Source organism: Candidatus Sulfotelmatobacter sp. (genome assembly GCA_035504415.1).
In the GTDB taxonomy this organism is placed as follows: Bacteria; Vulcanimicrobiota; Vulcanimicrobiia; order Vulcanimicrobiales; family Vulcanimicrobiaceae; genus Vulcanimicrobium.
Map to the genome: position 1 here is coordinate 258182 of DATJRY010000007.1, position 21010 is coordinate 279191.

At 68.9% G+C, this 21010-nt stretch carries 8 protein-coding genes; all 8 read right to left on the bottom strand.

The genetic code is table 11. The annotated features are described in order from the left end of the window. Positions 1–2: 2 nt before the first annotated feature. Positions 3–11669 (bottom strand): LysM domain-containing protein, encoded by an 11667-nt coding sequence (locus VMD91_04425; GenBank protein ID HTW83303.1) that lies wholly within the window; start codon positions 11667–11669, stop codon positions 3–5. 25 nt (positions 11670–11694) lie between these two features. Further along, positions 11695–15381 (bottom strand): hypothetical protein, encoded by a 3687-nt coding sequence (locus VMD91_04430; protein HTW83304.1) that lies wholly within the window; start codon positions 15379–15381, stop codon positions 11695–11697. 94 nt (positions 15382–15475) lie between these two features. Then, the gene (locus VMD91_04435) at positions 15476–16168 is read right to left on the bottom strand and encodes a hypothetical protein (protein ID HTW83305.1); all 693 of its coding nucleotides are present in this window, start codon (positions 16166–16168) and stop codon (positions 15476–15478) included. Positions 16169–16209: 41 nt separating this feature from the next. After that, positions 16210–16830, bottom strand: a complete 621-nt coding sequence (locus tag VMD91_04440) for a hypothetical protein (protein HTW83306.1) — start codon at positions 16828–16830, stop codon at positions 16210–16212. Between the two features lie 244 nt (positions 16831–17074). Further along, positions 17075–18640, bottom strand: a complete 1566-nt coding sequence (locus tag VMD91_04445; protein HTW83307.1) for an acyl-CoA carboxylase subunit beta — start codon at positions 18638–18640, stop codon at positions 17075–17077. Positions 18641–18673: 33 nt separating this feature from the next. Continuing rightward, positions 18674–19195, bottom strand: a complete 522-nt coding sequence (locus VMD91_04450) for a hypothetical protein (GenBank protein ID HTW83308.1) — start codon at positions 19193–19195, stop codon at positions 18674–18676. Positions 19196–19218: 23 nt separating this feature from the next. Next, a complete protein-coding gene (locus VMD91_04455; protein HTW83309.1) occupies positions 19219–20700 on the bottom strand; it encodes a tetratricopeptide repeat protein in 1482 nt (493 codons plus the stop codon). Further along, on the bottom strand, positions 20697–21008 hold the full coding sequence (locus VMD91_04460) for a metal-sulfur cluster assembly factor (GenBank protein ID HTW83310.1): 312 nt from the start codon (positions 21006–21008) through the stop codon (positions 20697–20699). The genes VMD91_04455 and VMD91_04460 overlap by 4 nt, the downstream gene beginning before the upstream one ends. Positions 21009–21010: the final 2 nt, after the last annotated feature.

Below are 21010 nucleotides of genomic sequence, written 5' to 3' on the forward strand. Positions count from 1 at the left end.
GGCTATCGTACCATCGCGGCCTCCTTCCGCGGGCCGGACGTGATGGTCGACACCGGCAGGTACAAGCCCGTCAGGTTCAGGATCGGCATCGGCTGTTGGGTCAGATCCGACATGAGGGTCAGGTCGAAGCGATAGGAGGCGCGGGTCACCGACGGCTGGTGCGCGTCGAACCACGCCTGCATCGCCGCGGCCTGCTGTGCGACGACGTCGGCGAGCGGCTTTCCGGCCCCCCCGTCGGCGACGGCGACTTGCACCGGCGGCATCATGCACACGGGGACGCTGACGGGCAGCATCGCCGCGTTGAGGCTGTGCTCGTACTGGGCGACGAACTGGATCGTGCTGTCGGGAACGCCGGCGTTGACGAACAGCGCCGCGTACAACGCGGTCAGGTGCTCGGTGAGCGTGCGGTTGACCGGGTCGCAGGTGGTCGTCCCCAAGATCGTGGAGACGTCGATCGCGAGCTCGTTGGTAAGCGTGGGCAGAAGCGGGTCGGGGAAGCGCACCGTCGGCGTCGTGTAGACGAACGGGTCCGCCGAGGGGTGGCCGTCGACCAGCTCTTCGTTGCGGGTGAGGTAGAGTGACGTCTCCGCGTCCTGCCGCTGCAGCACGTCGAGGTTGGGCAGACGGAACAGCCGTTCGCTGATGCGCGCGCCGTCGCCGGCCGACAGATAGTCGCTGGTCCCGCGGATCTTGTAGACGTAGCGGAAGACGTTGTCGGGCGGCGGCGGCCCGGCCGACGGCGCCGGCTGGCGCTCGTACTTGTCCGGTTCGATGTCGACGAAGGGTGCGCCGACGCCCGCCGCGGGCCATGTCGTCGCGGTGATGGTGACCATCAGCGCCGGATTGGTGTCGCTGACTTCCCCTTCGGTGATCACGAACTCGAAGGGCGGGATCGACGGCATGGCCGGCCCGCGGAGCGCACCGCGCACCAGCGGCGCGGCGGCGGCGGTCTCGGCCAGCCGCGCGATGAGCGCGGTCGCCGAGCTCACCGCGACGCTCGCGTCGGCGATCTGCGTGGCGTCGTCGGTGGCGAAGGTCAGCGTCGCGAGCCGGCTGTTGAGATCGACGAGCACGTTGGGATAGACGTTGACGAACTCCGCCAGGTCTTCGAACAGCGTGCGCGGCGGCGCGAACAGCGCGGTCAGGCCGTTCACCTTCACGTTGAAGAGAATCGTGCCGTAGACCGTGTCTTGCTGCTGGTGCACGGCTTGCGAATAGGTGAAGCCGTACGTCCAGGTCTTGACGTCGCGCAGGGGATTGCACAGGCCGCCGTCGGGCGGCAGCGTCGCGGTCGGCGGAAGCGCCGCCTGGACGATCAGGGTCGGCGTGGCCGGGAACTGGCGCAGCACGATCGGCACGGCGAATTGGCCGAGCGGCTGCGTGAGCGGCCAGCTGCCGCCGACGCCTTGATCATCGACGAACGTCAGCCAGGACGAGGGCTGATAGCCCGTGATGCCGGCCAGCGTTCCGATCTGATGCTCGATGAACCGGCCCTGGTACTCGAGGTTCACCGTGACGTTCTTGCTCTCCACGGTCGTGCTCGAGAAGAGCGTGCTCAGGAGCCGCTTCCGCGCCGTCGCGGTGCCGGTGTCGGCGAACGCGAGGTCGAGCTTCGGCGAGGTGATCGAGACGTTCTTGTCCAGGCCGGCGTTCGGCGCGCCGGTCGGCGCCAGCATCGCGACCTGTCCGAACAGCCGCGGAGGCTGTTCGTCGAGCGCATCGGGAGCGATCGACGCTTCGACCGAGGCCTCGAACTGCAAGCCGGCCTTGGTGGTGTAGAAGCTGCCCAGTGTGTCGAGCATCCGCTGCAGGAAAACTTCGCGGATGGCCGCGAGCTGTTCGTCCGTCGTCGCTTGCCCGCGGTAGACGGCGATCATCTTGAGGCGCAGCGCTTCGGCCAGCGCGCGCTTCGCCGCCAAGAGCGCCGTGCGCAGGTCGCTGCCGGTACGCGCTTGGATGACCAGCATCGGGGTGATGTACTGCGGTGAGAGCAAGCCGTCGATGTATGCCAGCGACTGCTGCATCCACATGTCCAAGTCGACGCCGTCGAACGACGCCAGGCGCGAGGGGGTCGTGAAGTCGATCCCCTTGCCGGTCTTGTACTCGTAGATCGCGACCGCCTGACCGGAGGCGAGCTTGTTCGAGAGCGGCTGCGGCGCGTAGACGATGGGATCGCTCGCGTCGTCGATGCGGTAGGAGATCGCTGTGCTCGCGTCCGTGCCGAGCTGGACGGCCCAGATCGTCGCGGCGGAGCCGGTCGCGGTCTGCGTGCGGTCGCCGCCGGTCGCGATGCGGAAGCTGCGTGCGCCGAGCTTGGTCAGCGCCGCGGTGAACGCGGCCGCGAACAGGCCCAGGTCGCGCAGCGACTGCGTGCCCTGGTCGAAGGTGCCGCGCGCGGCCTGCAGCCACGCCTTGGTCTGCGCGGTGCCGGCGTCCATCGTGCTGAGCGGTCCGGTGTACGGCGCGACCGTCACCGACCGCGCGCCCACCGCGGCCGCCGAGCGCAGCGCGCCGGCGACCAGCGCCGCCTTGCGCCGGATCGTGAACTCGGCGCGCACCGCGAAGATCTGCCCCGCGTTGACGTGGTCGAGCGCGAGCGGGACCGTGATCGTGTAGACTTGCTGGAGCGTCGTCGGGGCGCTGCCGAGCAGGCTGTTCAGCCAGGTGCGGATCGATTCGATCCACCCGACCAGCGCGTCGGCCGCCGCCGGGCTGAGGACGGAGCCCGCGTCGGGGGTGACGGTCGTCGTCAGCTCGAGTGCAACGCCGTTCTGGTCGCGCAGCTGCTGCAAGACCGTGTCGTAGATCTGGATCGCTTGGCGGATACGCCGGCGGCGCGGCGCGTCGTCGGAGACCGTCGTGTCCTTCAGGTACGCGGACGGGTCGAAGTCGAGCACGAGGTCGAGCAGCGGATTCTGCTGGTCGTCGGGGCGCAAGCGGTATGCGGCCGTCATCGCCGGCCATTGCGTGAGCCCGACGATGTCGTCGGTGTAGCCGGTGATCTGCGGCGGATAGTTCAGGTGCGCCGCGCGCGGGTTGCCCAGATCGGTGAGTGCGAGGTTGCCGAAGATGTCGCGCCAGTCGAGTCCGACTTGCAGCATGCCGCCCACGCCGCGGTACGGGCTCGGGTCGGCCGGGTCGTACGGATGCGCCCACAGCTGCGGGAACGGCAGCGTGAGGCGGTACGTCCAATCGGTGAGCTCGGCGACCAGACGCGGGGCTTGGATCTTGTCCGTGCCGGGCGCGGCATCGGGATCGACCGGACCGGCCGGTAAGCCCATCGTGCTCGGATGGAAGTCGGGGTTGGCGAACTCGGGCAGGCCCGCGACCTGATAGCCCAGCAGGCTGAACATGTGACGCAGGTAGGTCGCGCCGTCGGTGGGCGTGATCGTTCCGGGTGCGGTGCGTACGAGTTGGACGCCCGCGACGCCGGGCGGCACGCTCGCCGATCGCTCGACCGGACCGAGCGTGACCGGCAGCGTTTGCCCCGCGGCCAGCAGCCCCGCCAGCTCGGCGTTGGCGTGCGTCGCCGCCAGCGCGGCGACGGAGATCCCGTAGTACGCCGCGAGGTCGGAGAAGCGCACGCCGTCGGTCGCGATCGAGCGGGGGATGCGCGGCAGCGCCAAGGCGACGAACGGCGGCAGCACGTTCGGCGCCACCGGCCAGTCGGTGCGGTACGGATTGGCGCGCTTGAGCTCGTCGACGGTGGTGCCAAAATGCTGCGCGATCAGCGCGACGTCGCCGCCGGGATCTTGCACGCTGGGCGTCGCCGCCGGACGCACTTGGTAGAGTCCGCCTTCGACGACGACGGTCGTGCCGTTGCGGAAGGTGACGTCCGGGTTGGACTCGATCAGCGTCGCCGGATCGAGGTACGCGCGCGCCGCCATGCCGGCCAGCGTGTCGCCCGTCGTCGTCGCCGGCGGCCGGTACGGATCGCGGACGGTTTCGAGGACGAACGCGGCGTCGCCCAGCGTGAAGCCTTCGTCGGTGGCGACGACGTTGACGTAGTTCGTGAACGGCTGACCGGCCGCGCCGACCGCGTTGTACAGCGCGAGCACGGCCACGTTCGCCTCGCCGCGGTCGTTGAAGATCGAATCCGGTAGGCCGGTATCGTGCCGGCTGTCATGATAGGCGAGGAAGAAGCCGCCTTGACGGGTGATGCTGGCTTCCCACAGCAGGCGCAGGAACGCGGTCGGACCGTTGATCACGTTGCCGAGCGCGCCGGTAATGCGCGCGTCGGCACGTGCCGCGGCCAGGCTGGTCGGCGGACGCGTCTCGGTCGACAGGTTGACTTGCGTGATGCCGACCAGCGTCACCGCCGGATCGCCCGACTGCCAGCCGGTCTGCACCGAACCCGCCGCGCTGGGCGGATAGAGCAGCAGCATCTGTTGGAAGGAACCGTCGCTCGAGCGCAGCTGGTCGAGCAGCCGCTCGAGCAGCACGATGTCGTCGGTCGCCGCGCCGATGATCTCGTAGGTGTGTTCGGTGGTCGGACTGCTCGCGACCAACGGGACCTTCTTGACCTTGAACGCGATCAGCGTCCCGGTGCCGTAGTTCTGCACCGGCGTCGTGACCGTGGTACCCGAGGCTTGATCGTAGCGCGAGAGCAGCGGGGTGAGCCGCGGGCGCGGCGCATCGAGCGCCTCGTGCGGCAGGTCGACCAGGGTGGGCGGCAGCGTCCACAAGCGCGGGCGCTGCGCCGCGAGCGCGACCGGTTGGCGCGGCAGGACGACGACGGCCGGCGTCTGCCAGACGATCTCTTGCGCGAGCGGGAAGCGACTGGGTTCGACCGCCGAGACCGTCACCGGCCCGAGCTCGTGGGTTTGCAGGTCGAGCACGTTCGCGCGCGCGTAGTCGCGCACGGCGACGTAGCGGTCGTAGTCGCGCGGGTGGTCGAGCTTCCAGGTCAGCGACGGCGCCCTCGCCGTGCCGAACGTCAGCCAGGTCTCGTTCGCGCCGCGCGTCAGCGTGAAGTTGAAGGCGGGATCTTCCGGCTTGCTCGGCAGCGTGATCGTGGTCGGCAGCGCGAAGGCCTGGCCGGTCAGCGCGAACAGCCCCATCACGTCGGGGATCGCGTAGTGGCCGGGCGAGGTCTGGGTGACGAACAGCCCCGGCTGATCGGCCGTCACGTCGGCGGTCGGAATGCGCAGCCCGTTGAGGTAGAACCGCGACATCATCCCGCCCAGGTTCTGGAGCGCGAGCGTGCGGTGCATCTCGTCGAGCAAGTCGCCGACGCGGTACTGCGGCAGGTGCGTGATGTTGAGGTTCGGGTCGTCATGGGCGTCGAAGAGCCCGGCGATGCCGCCGTTCGCGGCCGCCAGCGTCGCTTCGGTGACGCCGTAGGTTCCGGCGATCGCCGCCAGCGTCTGGCCGTCCGTGACCGCGTGCACGAAGCTCGGGATCAGCAGCACGGCGAGCGGCGCCAGCACGGCGCCGTCGGTCAGCACGTTCGAGGTCGAGAGGAGCTGCGCCAGCGAGATCTCGAGCGCCTTGGCGATGGTGGTGAGCGAGTCGCCGCCTTGGATGCGGTGCGAGGCGTTGCCGGCGACGACGTTCGTGCCGGGCTGCAGGATGTGTGCGTCGTCGGCGTTGGCCCGCGCCAGCGCCGCGCCGTCGAACGCGTTGCCGAACATCGAGAGCTTCGCGACGTCGTTGAAGCTGGTCCCGCCGGGCGTGCGATACCCCATCCCGGCGATGGTGAGCTTGGTGTCGGCGGTCAAGCGATGGTCGGGGTTGCCCTCGAACAGGTACGCGGCGGTGAAGGCGTCCTCGCCGGTCAGCTGGCCGGCTTGGTTGACGCGCTCGACGATGGTCGTGACCGTTTCGGCCGGGTCGATGAGCCGCTTGAAGTTGCGCAGGCTGGTGAGCAGGGCTTGCACGCCCTGCCGCGCGATGCCGGTGTAGTAATCGGCGAAGACGTACGTCGCGACCGACAGGTTCGCTTGGCCGACCGGAGCGCCGGCGGCGAGCAGCTCGGGCGCGAGCGGATCGTCGACCGAGGGCGGCTGCACCTTGACGCGCAGCGCGGCGAAGTACGCGGCCAAGTTCTCGCGGAACGCCGCGCCGGTCGTGTTGTACGAGCCGAAGACGTAGTCGACGCCCTTCCATTGACCGTAGTCGGGGACGGTCAGCCGGGTCGACGGCGGCGCGGGGAAGTAGACGCCGTGCCCGGAGTCCTGCGCGCTGGGGGCGTCGAGGTTGACGCTGACCTGCGCGGTCAGGAACGCTTCGATCGCGTCGACCGGGATCGGGTTGGGTTGCGTCGGATCGCTCAGGTAGGCGAGGATCGCGTCGAGCTGGGCGGCGGTGAGGACCAGGTCGTCGACCTGCCCGACCGTCTTGTCCGCGGGCTGACCGGCGGCGAGCACCCATTGCAGCACGCGCACCGCGAAGTCTTCGAACGACGCCTGCGCGCCGTCGCCGAGCGCGTTCGCGCCGAACAGACGCGCGTTGCGCCGCGGCTCCGCGCGGCGCAGCGCCGCGTGGGCGATCTCGCCCGGCGTCCGCGGCAGCGACGGCGCGCCGCTCGCGGCCCCCGTCAGCCGGCGCGCTTGCGTCGAGCGCTGGACCGGCGGCGGCGTGGTGAGGAAGAAGCTGGCGACGTAGCAGATGTCCTGTTGGTCCGGCCGCGTGGCCTCGTCGCCGGCGACGGTCAGCACCGGCGCGACGTATCCGTTGAGATCGAGCACGGTGCCGGGCTGCAGGCGCGTCCAGACGGGGTCGTACACCGCCGCCGCGCCGCCGGCCAGCGCGCGCAACCGCCGCGGCATCGCGTTCGCGGCCGGCGCGAGCAGCGCGTCGGTGCCCCACGGCGGATTCTTTTGCGGGTTGTCGAGCGTGAACGTCGCCTTGATGGTGGCCGAGAACGAGAAGCTGATGTCGATCGAAAACAGGCCCAGATCGATCGAGATGGTCACGCTGATCGAGACCGAGGCTTGCAGCGTGATCGGGATCGGCTCGTAGCTCGCGAGCCGAATCTGGATCATGACGCGGATGTCGACGTCGACGCGCGCCTTGACGATGGCGAAGTCGACCTCGCCGTACAGCTTGCCGATCGCGCCCACGATGCCGGTCAGGGCGAAGTAGTAGCCGTTCTGCAGGTCGTCCTTGCGTTCGTTGGGCGCGCCGCCGTCGTACGGCAGCCAGCGCGCGAGCACGCCTTCGATGATGCCGAACACGGTCGCCGAGAACCCCGCCCGCAGGATACCGGCCTCGATCGATTTGCCAAGTCCGATTTGGGCGCCGAAGCCGAACACCAGGACCGGGTTGAACCAGCCCTTGCTGCTGCGCGGCACGAGGTTGGTCGTCGCGCTGCTGAGCTTGCCGAAGTAGAAGCCGGCGGAGCCGACCACCGGGATGCCCGGTGGGACGATCGCCTCGATCGTGAACGAGCGCGCGAAGTTTTGATTCCACGGGAAGCCGATGTCGACTTGGAAGTCGCCGTTGGTGTACACGTCGATGCCGAACGTCGGCAGCGTGATGGTGAACGCACCGGCTTGGAAGCGCCGCATCAGCTCGGGCAGCGCGAGCTCCGCCGAGTAGACCCCGACCGTCTCCGAGATCTGGCGGTACAAGATCTGGAAGTCCAGCCCGTTGAAGACCTTCGCCAGTGGGCCGGTCAGGACGATGCGCAGCGCGTAGAGCAGCGGATCGTTGAAGACGATCGAGAGCTGGATGAAGTAGTCGTCGGGCGTCGCCGGGGGCGACTCGCCGTCGGGATCGTCCTTCGCGACCCGCAAGATGCCGAAGTCCATGCCGACGAACCACGAGCTGTTCGGCGCGAAGACGGGCTGACCGGTTCCGCCGACGGGGATCTCCGGCGGTTCGGGCTCCTTGAGATCGCGCAACAGCGCGATCACGCCTTGCACGCGGCGCTGTTCGGTGAGCCCGGCGACGGTAACGTGCTGTCCGAGCGCAAGCAGTCGCAGGTCGAAGTACTTGTTGCCGCCGCCCGAGGGCGAGGGCGTCGTTTCGGGTTTGCTCGGGTCCCACGAGAGCGCTTCGGACGAGGACTGCCACTTGAAGGCCGCGTCGACGGTGACTTTCGTCTTCGGGTCTTCTTTGGTGCCGGCCGCGTCCGGATTGTAGACCAGACCGATCTTGTTGATGGTGAACAAACCCAGGTCGATCGGGCCCAGGTTGACGTTGAAGCCGACCTTCTTCTTGGTGAAGTTGTAGGTGACTTCGAAGTTGCTCAGCGGGATCTCGTTGAGCACGTTGAACGGCGCGGCCAGCGCGTACGGCGCGCCGGTCACCCAGCTGACGAACTCCTCGACCAGCGAGCCGATCGTGCGCTCTCCGATGGTGAAGGTCGCGATCGTGTCTTGGCCGTCGCCGCCGGTGACGACCGCCGTCAGCACGCCCCACACGACCTTGAGCTCGTACTTCCCGGGATCGAAGACCAAGGCGACGGAGAGATCGGCGATGTTCCACAAGTGGAAGTCGCCGCTGAACTCGCCGTAGTACCCTTTCTTGGGCGGCGGCGGATCGGTGGCCAGCGCCGTTCCGGCCGCGCGCGGCGCCGGTCCGGGCAGCATCAGCGTGCCGCGCGCGGCGGCGACGGGCTGGTCTTGGGTGACGGCCGGCGGTACGCCGTAGCCGAGCTTGAGCTTCACGTTCTGGGCGTAGACGTCGATGCCGCTGATCGGCTGCCAGCGCTCCGCGGTGGCGGCCGAGATCTCGTACGTGCCCGAGTCGCTGGTGAACGAGACGACCAGGTCCTTGACTTTGGGCAGTCCCGAGGGCACCGGGAAGTTCTCGCCCAGGTAGTACTTGACGATTTGCTCGATGTCGAACACGCCGCTGGTCTGCTGCGCGCGGAACGTCCAGAGCTTGGTTTCGCCCTCGTACGACGCGCTGAGCAGCAGCCCGACGGCCGCCGCGCCGCCGAACAGCTCGATCGCGCCGGTGATCGAGCCCTGGTTGACGCCGCGGTTGCGCGAGATGTCGAAGCCGACTTCGTTGACCGTGAACAGGTTCGCTTTGCCGGGGAAGCTGAAGCTCCAGCCGCCTTCCATCGCGAACTTCATCGTGACCGACATGCTGTCGGTCGCCTTCGCGTAGCTGAACCGGAAGTCGATGATCTTCGGATCGCCCGGGATCGGCAAGGTCACGAACGGCAAGAACGCCGTCAGCATCTCGGCGATGGTGACCGTGCCCTCGAGCTGCCCGTTGAACTGCCAGTTGGGGTACTCGACGGAGACCTGGACGGTGCCGCTGCCGATCTTGAACGAACCCGACGCCGAGACCGCGATCGAACGATCCCCTTGCGGGTCGATCAGCATGGCGGTCATCTGCAAGTCGCTCAGCGTGATCGTTCCGACCAGCGGGAGATTCTGCGTGTTGCTCTTGGCCAGGATGATGACCGAGGCCAGCTTCTGGGCGTCGTAGTCGTACTGCGTCTCGATGCGGACGACGCCGAAATCGACGATCACGTTGAGCGGCGGCGGCAGCAGCGAGACCAGGTTGACGCTGGTCATCATCTGGAAGGCCAGCGCGATGCTGGGATAGTTTTGGCTGAACTCGACCGTCGCCGGCCAGATCGGCAGCGACGAGGCGACCGGAATGGCGAAGCGAGCGGTGACGGGCTTGTCGCCCTTCTCCAGGGCCGGGTAGTAGCCGCCCATGATCGCGGTGACGGGGAAGCTCTTGTCCGGCAGGCGCAGCGCGATGAACGGGTCGCGCAGCGCGATCCACTCAACGCCGGGCATGATCCACGCCCCGAGCGTGGTGAAGGTGAGGTCGGCCGTCATCGTGTCGTCGGGCGCGGTGAAGACGACCGACACGGTGTTCTTCACGCCGATCTTCTCGAACGCCGAGGTGACGCCGGTCAGCTCGATGCGGGTGATCGCGTCGGGCTCGCCCTCGTGGGTAAAGGTGTCGACGGTCAGCGTCAGCGTCGGCGAGAACGTCTTGAGCAGCGCGACCACGTAGTCGGCGATGACGCCGGTGGTGAGGATCCCCGGGATCAGGTCGAGCGGCTGCCCTTTCACGACCGCGGGCTCGAGCTTGGCGTACAGGGCGTTGAGCGCTTCCTGCCCACCGCCCTCGTCGGCGACCGCCGCCGCGAGCGACGCGCGCGCGCGCAGCGCCGGCGGACGTTCGACCGCGGTCAGCACCTTGGCGTTCATGAACGCCAACGCGACGTTGAACTTGTCCTGATGCGCCTGCGCGTACTGTTCCTTGAGCCGGCGGAAGTAGCCGTGAATCCCCGCCAGCGGGTCGCGGCCCTCGTCGACGTACTCTTGGTTCCACACGGCGAGCACGGTGCAGGGGGCGTCGGCGTCCTTCGCGGGCCAGACCGAGGGCGCCGAGTTGTACTGGCCGGCGGCGGTGACCATCAGCTGCGATTGCTCGGCGGCGTTGATGCCTTGCCGCACGACGGAGGGATAGAGCGCGGCGCGCTGCTGCACGGTCGCGTTCTCGCGAGGGATCTGCATGTAGGCGCGACCCATGTTGATCGCGGCGTTGGTCGTGTTCTGCCCTTCGAAGACGGGGATGATCGTCGATTTGAACAGCGCGTGGTTGAACAACGGCTGTGGCGCGTGGCCGAGCTGAATGAACAGCACGCGATCCTTGTGGCCGGTGATCGTGGCGACCGCGTCCCGGACGGCCTGCACCGTCGTGGGCTTGAAGAGCGTCGTGAAGCGGTCCGCTCCGAGGGCCGTGAAGTACGCCCTGCGCCGCGCTACGTTCGCGGATAAAGTCGTGTTGCGCGCCAGCGAAGCGCCGAGGGCCGTCTCCCCCGGGGTGAGGCCGCCCTCGACGATCGTCTTGACGGCGGCGACGCTGTCGGCGCTGTCGATCAGGTCGAAGTTGACGATGACCAGCGGCTGCGCGTTCTTGTAGAGCTTTCCGGGCAGACCTTGCCAGCGCAGGCCGGCGCCGCAGCACAGCGCGGTCGCGAAGATCCCGTTCTGGTTGAAGTAGATCAGCGAGTCCTTGAAGCTGTAGATCGCCTGCAGCGCGTGCGCGGCCAGGAAGTCGTCGCTGGTCAGGTACTGCACGATCTGCGGCACCACGCCCGCGTACCGGCTGAAGTCCGGCGCCGCGTAGAGCGAGGGATCGACGTTGAAGAGCCGGCGCCCGAAGGCCAGGCCGCCGAGCGCGGGCTGGTCGTTGAGCGAGATGTTCTTGGCGAGGTCTTGCCGGACGATCTGCTCGAGCTGCGTCTTCCACAGGTACGGCTGCAGGCGCAGGAACGTCCCGACGTTGAGCATCGCCGCCAGGCCGCCCTGCGCGTCCTTGGAATCGTCGGCGGCGCCGGTGAAGCCCAGAGCGACCAGCGTCGTCGGCCTCGTCGTCCACTTGATCAGGTTGACGGTCGCGGCGTCGACGGTCCCGTTCGGCTGGCCGCCGAGCTCGGGCAGCAACTGATAGATCTTGGCGAGCGTCTCGTCTTGCTCGTAGTAGACGTCGATGATGCCGCCGTAGCCGTAGGTGAGCTTGTCGTCGCGGCGCGGGCGCGCCAGCCGATACAGCAGGTTGATCGTCGAGGACTGGTTGCCCAGGTTCGACGTCTCCTCGACCCACATGCGGATGCGCGGGTTCGTGCCGCCGGTCAGGTAGGTGTGGAACGCGTCGCTGCCAGCCAGGATCTCGGCGGACGAATACTGCTCCGTGGTCCCGGTCAGCGAGCTCCAGACCGACGACAGGAATCCGAAAGCCATGGACGTCTCTCCTCGCGCGCTCGAATCAGCTCTGCGGCTCTTGGTTGTACACGGCCAGCCAGCCCAGACCGCTGGTGTCCTTCACCGTGCGATCGCCGAACAAGAAGAACGAGCTGGACCCGTTGGGCGGGATCTTGAGCAACGAGAGGAACTTGAGCGCGAGCTCGCTGAGCAGCAGCAAGAACGACGCCTTCTCCTTGTTGTAGTAAAGCCGCGGCGTGCCGACCGACACGCTGATCACCGTCTGGAGCGAGAACAGCTCCGCGCCGCCGCCCGTGCCGGGCAGCTTGAGCGCGAGCACGGCCTGCGGGGAATCCGCGCTGCTCTCGTCGCCCCACGCCGTCAAGAGCGTCGAGGTCAAGTTGAGCTTGCCGGCCAGCGCACCGGGTGTGCCCAGGTTGATCGTGTAGACCAAGCCGTGCCAATTGCCCGCGTCGACGCCGCTGAACGGGTGGTCGGGCGTGGCGAGGGTGAGATAGCCGGCCTTGGTCGGCGTGAGATCGCCGCCGCCTTGCGTGAGGCCTTGGAGCTGCAGCTGAAAGCTGCGCACGATGCTGTTGTCGCGCGCGCGGCTGCTGCCCGGATCGAAGCGGATCTCGTTCGTCTCGAGCGTCAACCGCCGCGTCGCGGGCGACTGCAGCGGGAACGCGATGCGCAGGCCGAGGTTCGAGAACGCCAGGCCCTCGCCGATGACCGGCGCGTCGTCCGACCCGAACGAGAAGACGTCGAAGTCGGGGATGCGCACGAACGAGAGCGTGCCGCTCATCGCCAGCCACGAGACCGCCGGATTGGCGAACACCGTCGTGTTGGCGGGCTGCGCGGCCAGCAGCCTCGCCGCGACGAACGTCTTCGCCGTCGCGTTGACGCCCGAGATCGTGGTCACCTCTTGTTCGAGGCCGGTGCCGATGACGACGGTCATGCCGTTCGCCAGGCCGGCCACGCTCTCGACCGCGACGACGACGTTCTCGCCGTCTTCGACGTCGGCGGTGGTCGTGGTGAAGGCGCTCTTCGTGCCGGTCTCGCGCGTCGTGAGCTGCGCGTTGGCGATTTGCGCCTGCAGCAGCACGTCGTTGGCCAGCACGAAGGTGTTCTCGCCGGTCGACGCCAGGCTGTAGACCGCGCTCTCGCCGTTGCGCTGGTAGGCGCCGCGCAGCAAGATCGCGTTGTCGAGGTTCGCGCCCGGACCGTCCATCCCGGCGACCGCCGTGCCCATGATGCGGTTGAGAACGGCCTGCGCGACGCTGTGGAAGCGCACGACCGCCGTGTTCTCGAACAGCACCTGCAGCGTGAGCAGCGTGAAGTCGTAGGTCGCGCCCAGGTCGCTGGCCGGAATCGGCGCCTCCGTCACCGGATCGAAGCGGGGGTCGACGTAGTAGACCAACCCGAACACCGCGCTGCTGTCGACCAGGTCGATGCTGGCGCGATCGACCTGCGCGATCGCGAAGCCCAGATGGTGCGCGTTGAAGTCCTCGGGGCTGCCGACCCCCGCCAACAGGCCGATCAGATCGGGCGGGATGTCCGTGATGTCGACCTTGAGGAACAGGATGCCCGTCCAGGTCTCCTCGCGGATGATGCGGTTGAAGTTGGCGAAGTACGGATCGTCGTCGCCGTGCGCCAGCGCCGCGTCGAAGTACTCGCTCAGCCACTTCGAGAGCGGCAAGAGCTGGCCGAGCTGCGGTTCGGTCGGCACGCCGTCGAGCAGGGTCGTCGGCGCCGCGAACTGATCCTTGGCCGTCCACTTGTCGGGACTGGTGACGAGGTCGACGAGCTTGCCGCGCACGCCCTTGACGATCATGACGTTGCGGTAGTCGCCGTACGCCGGGTTGTTGCCGATCCCGGCGCGGAACTTCCACGTCTCGACGTTGAGGACGTTGCAGAACGTCGCCGGCTGCTGGACGGGCGGCGGCGAGCCGACGCCGTCGGCGGGCTTGCCCAGCAGCGTGGCGTTCGCGACCACCAGGAACAGATCGCTGGTCTGGAACGCGGCTTGCAGCTCGCGCTCCAGACCGAGAAAGCAAATCTGACGTTCGGGCTGCGCGGAGCCGGGCCGCGCGATCTGTCCCAGCAGCAGCTTGGTGAACGAGCCGCCGTCGACGGTGGCGATCAAGCCGGCCGGCGTCGTCGTGCGGAACGCGTCGTTCGCGCCGTTCGCGTTCGCGTGCGCGGCCAGCTTCAGGCTGGCGCGCGCCGAGGCGGAGTGCGGCGGCTTCGAGGCGCGAATGCGCTGGCGGCGCGTCACCGAGAGCACCTGCCGCTCGAGATCCTGGATCGCGCCGGGCCCGAGGTTGGTGTGGTCGTCGCCGGGGATGACGCCGGCGTACGGCGCCAGCGGATAGCTCAGCGTCGCGTCGGACAGCGCGACCCCGGGATCCTTGGGGCCCAGCAGCAAGGTCGTCTTCGGCGCCACGATCGCGTCGGCGCCGAACGGGTCGGCGCCCTTGGGTGCCGCGGCATAGTGCGGTGCGCCGTTCGCGCTCGCGCCGGCGATGACGCTGGCCCACGACGTGCGGAACGTCGGGTCGAGCAGCATCTGCGTCGGGTCGAACGGCGGCCCCAGCGGCGAGGCCGGCGGGATCGGAAAGACCGGCACGTTGGCGGGCTGGTTGGGCGTGCATCGCAGGCGGTCGGCGCCGCTGCTGGCGTCGCTGGGGACGAACGCGATCGACTCGCCGCCGGCGAGCCCGCACAGCAGCGTCGCGTGATCGTCGATGCGACGGCTCGCGTTCATCGCGAAGTCGCCGCTGGGCCCGAAGCGGAAGCCGGCCTGCAGGCCGCTGAACCCGTAGCCGGGGTTGATCACCAGCTCCGCGGGCGAGCCGCCGCCGCCGGTGAGCGGCGTCAGGGAGATCGGGTCGCCGAACGGCGTGCGATAGAAGGAGCTGAGCACCGTCGCATCGCCGTTGGAGTTGGTGCCGACGAAGCGGAACGCGCTGCGGATGACGCCGTCGTCGGTGAGTGCGTTCGTGTTGTTCGGATCGGCCGGGTTCATGCGCACGTCGAACAGGATGCGGTCGTTGGGGTCGGGCAGGTCGCCCGACGCGAGCGGCATCCACACGGTCAGGTAGGGCGGATCGTTGGAGGTGCCGATCGTGCGCGGCGTCAGGAACTGGTAGCCCCAGTTCAGCTTCTGGTAGAGCGACACGCGGTCGACGCCGAGGCGGAAGCGGAGCGCTCCGGTATCGTCACCGGCGAAGGAGATCGACGCGTCGGACGGTGCGCTGGCGCTGGGAGCGGCCGGCCCGTCGAAGCGGACGACGCCGGTGCGCTGCAGCGCGAGCGAGCTGTCTTCAGCCGTCAGCGTCGCCGCCGGCGGGACCGTCAGCAGCAGGCGCGGCGGCGTACCACCGGAGATGCCGAATTGGAACAGCCCGATCGTCTGGTCGCCGGCGGTTTGCAGGCCGAGCGCGAGCGCGCCGTCCGGGCTCGGTACCAGCGCCGGGAACCAGATGAGCGCGCGACCGTTGGCGGTCCGCCCGGCCACCGCGTCGACGGCCGCGATCAAGGTGGTGACGAACGGGTCACGCAGATCGGGCGCGCGCAGCACGTAGGCGAACGAGCCGGCGAGCTTGGTGCTCGTCAGCGCCGTCGCGAACGGTATCGGATCGGTCGGCGGGTCGGCGTTCGCGGCAACGACGAACCCCCACCAGCCTCGACTCGAGACGGCGTCGCCGGCGTACAGCCGGGACGTGCCGACGCGCTGGAACGTGATCATGCTCTCTCACCCGTAGAAGGTCAGGGGCGCGCGCAAGCGCGCGCCCCGTGCCGTGCCGATACGTTCGTCCGCCGCGAGGCGGCTTGGGACGAGGCTAGCTGACGGTGAAGCTGGCCTGCGCCGCCAACGACGTGCGGCCGGTGGCCTTGGACGTGGGCTGCATGAAATACCCGACCGAGTACGTCTCGCCGGCGCGTAGATCGAGCCCGCCGATGAAGAGCTGGCCCGACTCGCTGCTGTTGGTGATCGTCTTGGTGGCCATCGCGTCGCCGCTGTAGCGGACCTGCTTCTGGCGCCAAACGCCGATCCAGTTCTTGTTCGCGGCGGGATCGTAGTTGAACAGCCCCGTGTATTTCACCGAGATGGTGTCGATGCCGACGTACGGCACCGTGATCACCAAGCTGCTGTACTCCCAGGTCGCCGGGTCGTGCTGGCCGGCCGCGGGGACGAAGACCGTCGCGCAGACGGCGCTCGGGTCGGGCGCCGGCGCGTAGCCGAGGATGTAACCGCGCTTCTGGATCGCCGTCGCGACCGGCTGGTCGCCGCGCGGCTGATCGCTCGCGATCGCGCCGTCGCCCGAGGTGGGGTTGGACCACGGCACGGTGTTGTCCTCAGCCGGCCAGACGAAGATCTTGTTGCTGTACGTCGAGGGCTGATTGTACGCGAAGGTCACGTACTGCGCGATGAAGCCGTCGGGGTTGAGTCCCCCCTGGAGCGTGATCGAGATGCCGCTGGTCTGCGGCGTGTCGGCAAGTGTGTGGAGACGGGCGACGCTAGACTCTGCCATGTGGATTCTCCATAAAAGTGACGTGGTGACTAGGTTGCCGATCAAATGGGCCGGAGCGGCGGTCGCGCGGGCTGGAAATAGATCAGCGCGGCGGCCGTTGACTGCTCAGGGCCCATGAAATAGGCGATCGTGTAGGTGAACGCCGGCACGAACGTGGCGTCGAGCGTGACCAGACCCTGGGTGTAGTCGGACATCACGTCGGCGCGCGCGGCCGGTTTGGGCGCGGTGTACGGCAGTGCGTATCCCGGCCAAAGACCGACCCAGTTCTGATGTGCGTGGGGTTCGTAACCCGGTAGCGTCGTGTACATGACCGTCACCGACTTGTCGGTGAGCTGGTCGATCTCGATGACGACCGCAGGTGGGGGATCCGGCGCGTTGCCGGAGCCGGGGTTGATCTGCGCGAGCGCGCACATGCGTGACGCATCCGCGCCGACCTGGTAGGTGACGCAGTAGGCGGCGGCGGTCAGGCTCTTCTCGAACTTGACCTCGCCGCGCTCGAGGTTGGTGGGGACGTCCTGCTCCTCGAGCGGCTCCGCGGTGGTGTTGGGAAGCGCTCCCTGCCACAGGAAGACCGTATTGTGGTAGTCCTTCGGCAGGTTGCCGGGGAGGCCGCTGTACGCCACGAGGAAGCCGGGGCCAGGCTCGGGTTCGGCCTCGGGCACGGGCGCGTGAACTGCCGCCAGCGGCCGGATGACGCTGATCGAAAAGTTCGTCGGGCCGCCACTCGACGGCGCGACCAGACGTGCTCTGAACAGTCTGACGGGCGCGTTTGAGCCCGACATATCCTATACGCACACCCCACCCGTAACGCACACTCCACCCGCTTACAGCTCTAAGCTGCGTGCGCGGGCCCTTCACCGCCGCCTCGGCGGGAGCCTGGTCGGCCCGCGAAAAATTTTTTCCCGCTTAGAGCGGTATGTTTCCGTGCTTGCGATGGGGGCGGTCGACCCGCTTGTTCGCCAGTACGTCGAGCGCGCGGGAGACGGCGCGCCGCGTCTCGCGGGCGGCGATGACGTCGTCGACGTAGCCGCGCTGCGCGGCGATGAACGGGTTGGCGAAATGGTCGGTGTACTCGGCCGCCAGGCGTGCGGCCTCGGCATCGGGGTCGGCGGCGGCGGCGATCTCGCGCCGGTTGAGGATGCGCACCGCGCCCGACGCGCCCATGACGGCGATCTCGGCGCTCGGCCAAGCAAGGTTGATGTCGGCCCGGATGTGTTTGGAGGCCATGACGTCGTACGCGCCGCCGTACGCCTTGCGGGTGATGACGGTGATCTTGGGGACGGTGGCCTCGGCGAACGCGTAGAGCAGCTTGGCGCCGTGTTTGATGATGCCGCCCCACTCCTGGCTCGTCCCCGGCAAGAAGCCCGGCACGTCGACGAAGGTGAGCAGCGGGACGTTGAACGCGTCGCAGAAACGCACGAACCGCGCGGCCTTGATCGAGGCGTCGATGTCGAGCACGCCGGCCAGGAACTTCGGCTGGTTTGCCACGACGCCGACGCTGCGTCCGCCGACGCGGCCGAAGCCGACCACGACGTTCTGCGCCCACAGCGGCAAGATCTCGAAGAAGTCGCCGTCGTCGAGGATCGGCACGATCGCGTCCAGGATGTCGTACGGCTTGTTCGGCGAGTCCGGAATCAGCTGGTCGAGCTCGGGAACGAGCCGCATGGGATCGTCCTGCGTCGGCACCAGCGGCGGATCGTCGAGGTTGTTGGCGGGGATGAACGAGAGCAGTCGCCGGCAGTGCTCGTTCATCTCGTCTTCGTCGACCGCGGTCAGCTGCGCGACGCCGCTCTTGGTCGCGTGCGTGAGCGCACCGCCCAGCTCTTCGAAGCTGACGTCCTCGCCGGTGACGGTCTTGATGATCTCGGGCCCGGTGATGAACATCTGCGAGATGCCCTCGACCATGACGGTGAAATCGGTGATGGCGGGCGAGTAGACCGCGCCGCCGGCGCACGGCCCGGCGATCAGGCTGATCTGCGGGATCACGCCCGATGCCTGCACGTTGCGCCAGAAGATCTCGGCGTAGCCGCCCAGGCTGACGACGCCCTCTTGGATGCGCGCGCCGCCCGAGTCGTTGATGCCGATCAGCGGCGCGCCGGTGCGCACGGCGAGGTCCATCACCTTGCAGATCTTCTCGGCCATCACTTCGCCCAGCGAGCCGCCCAGCACCGTGAAGTCCTGCGAGAACAGAAAGACCGTCCGGCCGTCGATCGTCGCGTGCCCGGTGACGACGCCGTCGCCGAGAAACTCGCGCTCGCCCAACCCGAACGCGGTCGTGCGGTGCACGGCGAAACGATCGAGCTCGACGAACGAGCCGGGGTCGACCAGCGCCTCGACCCGCTCGCGCGCGGTGCGCTTGCCGCGCGCGTGCTGCTTCGCGTTCGCGTCCTCGCCGGCCGGCGCGAGCGATGCGTCGCGCATCGCGTCCAGCCGCGCGATGGCGCGCTCGTGGGGCGAGCCGGTAGTGGACATTCGCGCGGCTTTCGGGCGCCGCGCGGGCGTCGCCTACTGGTAGGTCGTCGTGCCGATCAGGACGTACCCGGGCAACCCCGGCGCGCCCGCGCGCGTCTGGTTGATCCACTCGCCGCTGTCGGCGGCGCGATGATAGACGCCGCGCACGACCACCAGCTGCCCGGCCTGGAACGGCGGCGAGCCGGCGCCGTCATAGTCGACCGCGATCGGCTCGGTGCCGTCGACGTCGAGCGCGAAGCTGCCCGGACGCGTCGTGCCGCTGGCCGGCGCGGCGGTGATCGTCCCGCAGACGGTGACCGGATACTGGACCGGCGTGTCGATCGAGCGATAGGAGAGGAAGGCGTCGTTCAGGCAGTCCTCGACGGCGGTCGCCAGGGCCACGGTGGCCGGCGGCGAGGCCAGGTTGTAGAACGGGGTCGCGGTCGGGATGGGGTGCGCGAAGTTCGCGGTCGGCGGGTCCGGGACGCGGGCGGCGCCCGCGGGGACGTCGGTCGCGGCGACCGCGACGAACACGGCCGCGGCGGCGAAGGCAAGGCACGGTACGGTGAGCTTCACGCCCCTACTGTACCCTCGCCGGCTTAGGAGAACTGCAGGCGAGCCGCACCGGCGTTGGCGCGGCGGATGATCATCGCCCGGACCGCGTCGAGCGCGCGCTGGACCGGCGCCTTGCGGTAGGCGAAGCGCGGATCGTCCTTGGGCGGCAAGATCACCATCGTCGCGTTGGCCTCGAAGATCGCCAGGCGCCCCTGCGGGTCGAAGGCGAAGTCGACGCCGGCGTACTCGAGCCCCAGCGCCTCGCCGATCTCGCGCAGCATCGCCACCGCGGGAGCGCCCAGCGTCCCCGCCATGTCCTCGAGGAAGGCGCGCTCCTCGTCGCGGAAGGCCTGCTCTTCGCTCATCGCGGCGGTGAAGTAGTGGACTTTCCACTCGCGCGAGATCGCCAGGTGCAGCGGGTAGAGCTCGCCGTCGATGAACATCACCCGGTACTTGGCCCAGGCGCCGTCGGCGCGCCGCGTGTCCAGGTACGAGATCGCCAGCAGCTCCTCGCCCGGCAACGCCTGCACGGCGGCGGCGAGGTCGGCCGCCGTCGCGATCAGCTCGAAGTGCTCGCCGGTGTGGTAACCCGGGCTGCGCACCAGCAGCGGCCACTCGAAGCCGTGCGCGGCCAGCGTCCGGACGGCGTCGGGCGCGGTCAGCGCGTCGCGCGCGAAAGCGACCACGCGCGGCACCACCACGCCGGTCAGCGCGGCGAGCCGGTCCGCGTTGTCGGCACGGCCGGAGCCGCGCACGCGGGCCGGCGGGTTGATGACGTCGACGTCGACGCGTTCGAGCAGCTGGTCGGCGTGCTCGAGGGCGCGGGCGCAGCGGTCGTGGTCGCCGATCGCGTTGAACACGACGCCGTGCGGCGGCAGCGTCATGGTCGGGACGTACGACTCGGCGATCAGCGTGGCCCATTGGAAGACGCGGTCGTCGAGCACGTGCTGCAGCGGGATGTTGCCGCCGATCGCCGAGGTCACCAGCAGCACTCGCACCGGCTCGTTGGGCCCGCGAAACGGCGAGATCGCGATCGAGCCGTCGGGGAACCCCGCCCGCCAGGCGCGATCGGCCGCCGCGATGTCGCCGGCGCGCTCGAAGATGATCGCCAGCCCGCGGTGCGCCTCGAGGTGGCCCGGGTCGACGCCGAGCGCTGCCTCGAAGGCCGCCCGGGCCCCGGGCGCGTCGCCCAGATCGAGGAGCACGTTGCCCAGCGAGGCGTACGGCGCGGGGCGGTCCGGGTGATGGACCGTCGCTTCGTGGAACACCGCCCGCGCGCCGTCGGCTTTGCCGCCGGTCGCGAACAGCGCGCCCAGCCGCATCATCGCCTCGTAGTGCCACGGATGCGCGACCAGCACGTGCACGTAGGCGGCCGCGGAGTCCTCACGCAGCCCCAGGTCTTCGAGCAACTGCGCCCGCTCCAGGCGCAGACCGACGTCGTCCGGCGAGCGCGCCAGCTGCGCTTCGACGCGCGTCAGGGCCGCCGTGCGGGCGTGCCACTGCTTGGCCCAGGGGCCGACGGTCACCAGATGCCGAGCGCCAGCTTCACGTCTTCGGACGCCATCGTGCGCGGGTCCCACGGCGGGTTGAACGTGATCTCGACGTTGGCCGACTTCACGCCGACGACGCCTTCGACTTTGCTCTGCACCGCCTGCTTGAACATCGGGCCGACCGGACACATCGGCGAGGTCAGCGTCATGACGACGGTGACCTCTTGGCCCTCCGGGCCCTCGCAAGCGACGTCGTAGACCAGGCCCAGGTCGAGGATGCCCAGGTTGAGTTCGGGGTCGAGGACCTCGGTCAGCGCCTCGCGGACCGTTTCGGGGGTGACCATCA

Coding starts and splice junctions, on each gene's coding strand:
- VMD91_04435 (HTW83305.1), bottom strand. CDS start 16,168: ATGGCAGAGTCTAGCGTCGCCCGTCTCCACACACTTGCCGACACGCCG.
- VMD91_04430 (HTW83304.1), bottom strand. CDS start 15,381: ATGATCACGTTCCAGCGCGTCGGCACGTCCCGGCTGTACGCCGGCGAC.
- VMD91_04445 (HTW83307.1), bottom strand. CDS start 18,640: ATGTCCACTACCGGCTCGCCCCACGAGCGCGCCATCGCGCGGCTGGAC.
- VMD91_04425 (HTW83303.1), bottom strand. CDS start 11,669: ATGGCTTTCGGATTCCTGTCGTCGGTCTGGAGCTCGCTGACCGGGACC.
- VMD91_04460 (HTW83310.1), bottom strand. CDS start 21,008: ATGGTCACCCCCGAAACGGTCCGCGAGGCGCTGACCGAGGTCCTCGAC.